3 protein-coding genes are annotated in these 5,023 nt (G+C 43.3%); 1 reads left to right on the top strand and 2 read right to left on the bottom strand.

From position 1 onward, the window contains the following. The first annotated feature begins 86 nt into the window (after positions 1-86). Positions 87-227: a hypothetical protein gene (locus PX482_RS26145; RefSeq protein WP_002759867.1), complete on the top strand. Its 141-nt coding sequence runs from the start codon at positions 87-89 to the stop codon at positions 225-227. Between the two features lie 282 nt (positions 228-509). Here the strand turns inward: PX482_RS26145 and PX482_RS26140 are convergent, their stop codons facing one another. Then, positions 510-2,747 carry an FUSC family protein gene (locus PX482_RS26140; RefSeq protein ID WP_002761204.1) on the bottom strand — a complete coding sequence of 746 codons (2,238 nt, stop codon included), beginning with the start codon at positions 2,745-2,747 and terminating at the stop codon, positions 510-512. A gap of 215 nt (positions 2,748-2,962) precedes the next feature. After that, complete coding sequence (locus PX482_RS26135; protein WP_288027804.1) at positions 2,963-4,408, bottom strand: Ig-like domain-containing domain; 1,446 nt, start codon at positions 4,406-4,408, stop codon at positions 2,963-2,965. Positions 4,409-5,023 lie beyond the last annotated feature (615 nt).

The raw sequence follows: 5,023 nt of genomic DNA, 5'->3' as shown, positions 1-5,023 counted from the left end.
TTTTTTTTACAAAAATTAACAGCTAAACAAAATTGGTCAGCTAATCTAGCAGTTAAGCTGCCCGCGAATTTAAATTGCTTGTTGAGATGAGGCAACAGGCAACAGGCAACAGTAAAGGGATTTGGGTAGATTTAGCCAATCTCAAGGATAGGCGGTTAAAATGCGTCTTAGCCTATCTTCATGGTGGGGTAGGAAGTCTCTGGTTTTGGGCAACGTCAGAACAATAGCTGGTCGTCCGGAGATGATGCCAAGGATCCTAAACGTGGTCAAATCGATTTCACCCCTAATCAAAAAAGTCGATTGACACAGGGACCAGTTAGCGGCCAAAATTAACTCTATTAGCCGTTGGCAAGCTTTAGAATTGATTGTGTAAGTAGTCGGACATAAATTCTGTTGTCTATCTTAAGAAATGTAAATTGCCGCAATTCTTACTGACGACCGACGACCGGCTACTGACTCCTTACCCCACAGTTAACTTTACTTTTGTCCAACTACTTAATAACTAAATTTTAACTTCTAATAAAACGATCGATTGCTGTGTTCATTACCCCCACACGACTGGATAATTCCACAAGTTCCGTGGTGACAATATTATAATCCCCTAAATATTTATGGAGATTAGTTCCCTCTTTTTGATGGGCAATTTCTACTAACCTTTCCTCTCGCAATTCTTGCAAATGATCGAGGATATTTTCTAAAGTATCTTCGAGGGGAGGTAAGGGAGAAGGAGGATTATTTGCTTGCAAAGCTTGGGTTAATTGCGTCAAAGCTTGGGTTATTTGTTGCGTGAACAGACTCAGATTAGGATGGGGAGGACTACCGCGATATTGTTCCAATTCCGTCAATAAAACTGTCACCCCGCGACCAAAACGAGGAATATAATTACTTAAAGTGATTGCCGGTTCCATTTGTGGAAAGGGTGTGCTAGGATCATCAATTAATCTTTGTAGGGCCGTTTGCATAGTTGTATTTGCTCGTCGAGCTTTATTGCGATGGGAAGATAAACTTGCAGTTTGATAGGATGATTCTCCTAAATAAACTGCCATAACTGACTGAAAAAATACTTGATTAGCTTCTAATGCTTTAATGGCAGCGAGGGAAAAACGTTCATCTTCATTAAACCGTAAAAAACCGAAGGAAAGTGCAAAAGCTAAAGCACTACCGATTAAAGTATAAACTATTCTGATATACTCTAAATTAATCCCGTCATTGCTGGTATCGAGACGACTGATAATTAAAGCAAAAATTGTGATAAAAAATACGGCTAAACTATAGTGAAATCGCACCAAAGTTAAAGCGATCGCTATAGAAATAACCCCAATAACTTCTAACCAGAGCGGATTATCTATAATTCGCAACAGTGCCAAAACAAAAAACGAGCCTAAAATCGTGCCAAACACCCGATTTAAAAAGCGTTGAAAAGTCAAGCTAAAATCTGGTTTTAACACAATAACTAAGGTTAAACCAATCCAAAAACTATGGGTAATTCCTAGCTTGTTGTAAATCAAAACTCCTAGCGCACTTCCCAAACCCAAGCGTAAACCATGACGAAATAGGGGCGATTCTAGATTAAAATTAGATTTTAATGGTTCCCACCAAGCTTTTTCTTGACCGTACTCTTTTTCTATCCCTTCAAAGTTCCGCTGCCAGGGATTCTTTTTATCTGAAAATTCCTCGCTTTGCCGCAAATGTTGCGCTGTTTCACTGGCTATTTTTAGCTGTTTAAATAATTTTTTTAAACGATTATTTAATTGGGAAATTGCCACATAACTGCTATAATCGTCCTGAGCATTTTCTAAAACTTTAGCTTGCAGGTTTTTTTGTTGCTCGATCGCCTTGAGTAATAGCTGCAAGCGCTCACAATCCGGTTGTTTATTTCTACCCAAAATTAACCCAGCAATATCTTCGCTAATTTCCGCCACTTGCACGAGAATATCTTCTAATAAAATACCCACCGTGGTCAGTTGTGGCAAGGGATGAAGATGAAGCAATTCTCGCAGCGCAATTAAGCTGGTATTAATGCGATCGCTATCTTCAATCAAGACGATTAACAATTCCCGCAGCTCATTCTTTCCCCAACGTCCCCGACGCGTCAAGGTGACAGTTTTCCTCGAACGTAGCAACAGCTGGCGGATTTTGTCAAAATATGGCTCCTCATGAGCATTAGAACGAGAGTTTAAGGGCAAAGAGCGGAGATAGGTGGCGATACCCTGAAAATTTTCCGCCGTTACCTGACGTAAAGGCTGATTAGGGCGAAAAGGCCAGATAAACAGGGCTAAAAAAATTGTCCATCCCCCTCCCAACACAGCGATTCCGGCCCGTTGTAAAGCGACGACCATATCTCCCGATGGCAAAGAAACGGCCAAAAGCAGCAATAAACTGATTACTACCCCAGCTAACGCCCCATTTTCCCCGTAAACCGTCAAATAACCCGCTAGAAACAACCCACAAAAAACTATCACTACGGTCAATCCTAGCCAAGCACTGGCTAATGTGCCGATAATCAAAGCTAGAGCCATCCCGATAGTCGTAGCGACTAGGGTTTTCGCTCTCAGGCAGTAAAGTCCCCCCACATCAGCTAAAATCAAGGTTTGAGCCGCTAAACCGACCATTAACCCCACTTCTGACCGATCTAAAATATCACCGATAATAATCGGCACTGTGATCGCTAATAAAGTCCGAATCCCCCGCTCGATCTCGATATCGCCACTAGGACGCAATAAAAAAGCAAATCGCTGAAGTAGCATATAGCACTTATCTTAATGGTGAGGTATGAGGTTTTCGTTTTCGGGAGTCAGTATTCTCCGAGTCACCTGATTAGGTAACGATTTCTCTCCTGTCTCCTGACTTGAAAGAGGGTGTAGGGTGTAGGGTGTGGGGTGTGGGGAAGGAAACCTCTTTCATCTGTGGGGGTGAAAATTTTTTCATCGGGACTGACTCCTAACTCCTTAATTCTGCCGTATTAGGGCAGCCAACGGGGTTTAAAACCGGCGTTGAGTTCTTGAGGTAAAATTTTCGTGCTGCTATTGGGACTGAACTGATCAGGAAGCGGTAATAACCAGAGACGACCATCGGCAATGCTCGACCCCTCCCCGGTGACTAAATCATTTCTGACTCCAAAGGGTGTGGTTGCTAACTGATCAAATAATAAGGCCACGCCATCGGGAGACATACTCATCTGCACGTCACGATAATTAGGTAAAGCCAGCAGGGGTGTCATTTTACCCGTTTTTAGCTCAATAATCCCTAAAAAAGGTTCTTCTTTCACTTTGCCATCGCTGCCCATAACCAGATCGCTTTTCAGACAGTAAAGGGTTTTTTCCTGTCGCGGTTCAAATTGACAGCTAATAATCGGATTAGCTGTTCTTAATAGTAGTCTTGACTCTCCCCGATCGTCGAGCAGAAATAGCGATCGCTGATTATCCGGTTCTGATTTCACCATGAGTTTTTGGCGACCATCCCGGGAAAAAGCGAGGATTTTCTCGTAGGTAGGCAAAAATTGCGGTTTTCCCCCTTGGACATCCAAAGGAATCACCGCTACCCCTCCCGTTTGACTGACAACCGCTTTTTTACCGTCGGGAGATAGTAAAAAATTATCCCCTTGCATTCCTAACGGTCGCGATTGTCCATCATCCCTGATTACCCATAAACTGGCATCCCCCGGATTCCCATGATTAATTCTCTGCACGATTAGGGTTTTGCCGTTATCTGAGAGATCAAAGCGCAGATTTTGATAAGTTTTCCCATCTAAAAACCTTTCTATACGACCACTGGGCAAATTTTGACCATGTTCGTCATGATTTAAACCCGTGGTAATCGTGTAAAGTTGCTGTTTCGGGGTGTCTCGTCCTAAGTCAGAGCCATCGAAGGCCGAGAATAAAATTCTATCCCCCCTCGGATAGATTTGAAAATCCGTGACCACCAGATCCCCAGGGGTAAGGATGGTTTTTTTCAGTTCTGTGACGTTATTTGGCCCCTGAATGATATTACAGACGATTAAACGGCCTCTTTCCTCTTGGTTGACCCCAATATAGGCAAAAGCTCGATCGTGGCTGTAAAATTCGCCGATAAAGTCCTCACCTTGAGCAATAGGTAACTTTACTTGATATTTTTTGCCGTAGATGGGCAATTCTGTCAAAGTATAGGTCAAGCGATCTCCGGCCCAGCTAATTTTACCCGGTAAGGGAGGATTGATCACCAAGCTGGTTTCTATGTCTGAACGGTCAATCGGCCGATTAAAACTTAAAGTAAAATAATTGTCCCTAACGCCGATTTTTCGTCCTTGCCAGCTAAAATTCTCCCCTCGGGTAGGAACTTGATTTCCCTGGATCAAAATCGACGATATCCCGGCAATTAAGGCCAAAATAGTCGCCAACACTAAGCGATCGAACCAAGCTAATCTTTTCATCAGTTATCAGTTATCAGTTATCAGTTATCAGGAGTCAGTCAGGAGTCAGTCAGGAGGCAATAGGCAATAGGCAATAGGCAATAGGCAATAGGCAATAGGCAATAGGCAATAGGCAATAGGCAATAGGCAATAGGCAATAGGCAGCTTTATTCTCCCCACACCCCACACCCCACACCCCACACCCTACACCCCACACCCCACACCCTACACCCTACACCCCACTTCCCACTTTCTTATCAGCTTTAGTAATGATTGTCATCGGTTTTTTCAATCGAATAAATAAAAACGCCCCCAAAAAGGAAGCGTTTTTTAACTTATCATGAGGACTTAGCAAAATGTGTGCAGAGTTAGAACGCGGATGTTGGATGGGGATCCAGCATCTGTTTATTTTTAACCATTGATCGCCGCTGCCGTCAAGGCCATGGGGATAGCATCACCGGAAGCTAAATCGAGGGTATTGTGGATTGACATCCTCGCCGCCGTAAACGGACGGTGATTCCCAAACCTCACGATTTGGGTTTCTGCTTCTTTCCCGAAGGATTTTTCGCACCTGCCTTAACAGATTTACTCTGTTCTGGTCTTATGGTCGCTCTACAGACTGACACCGCAAGCCCT

It is taken from the genome of Microcystis sp. M53602_WE12 (assembly GCF_030065455.1).
Lineage (GTDB): Bacteria > Cyanobacteriota > Cyanobacteriia > Cyanobacteriales > Microcystaceae > Microcystis > Microcystis aeruginosa.
This window is presented reverse-complemented; position numbering and strand designations above follow the sequence as displayed.

Bases quoted from the DNA above. Each gene is read 5' to 3' on its own strand.
- PX482_RS26145 (WP_002759867.1), top strand. From the start codon at position 87: ATGAGGCAACAGGCAACAGGCAACAGTAAAGGGATTTGGGTAGATTTA.
- PX482_RS26135 (WP_288027804.1), bottom strand. From the start codon at position 4,408: ATGAAAAGATTAGCTTGGTTCGATCGCTTAGTGTTGGCGACTATTTTG.
- PX482_RS26140 (WP_002761204.1), bottom strand. From the start codon at position 2,747: ATGCTACTTCAGCGATTTGCTTTTTTATTGCGTCCTAGTGGCGATATC.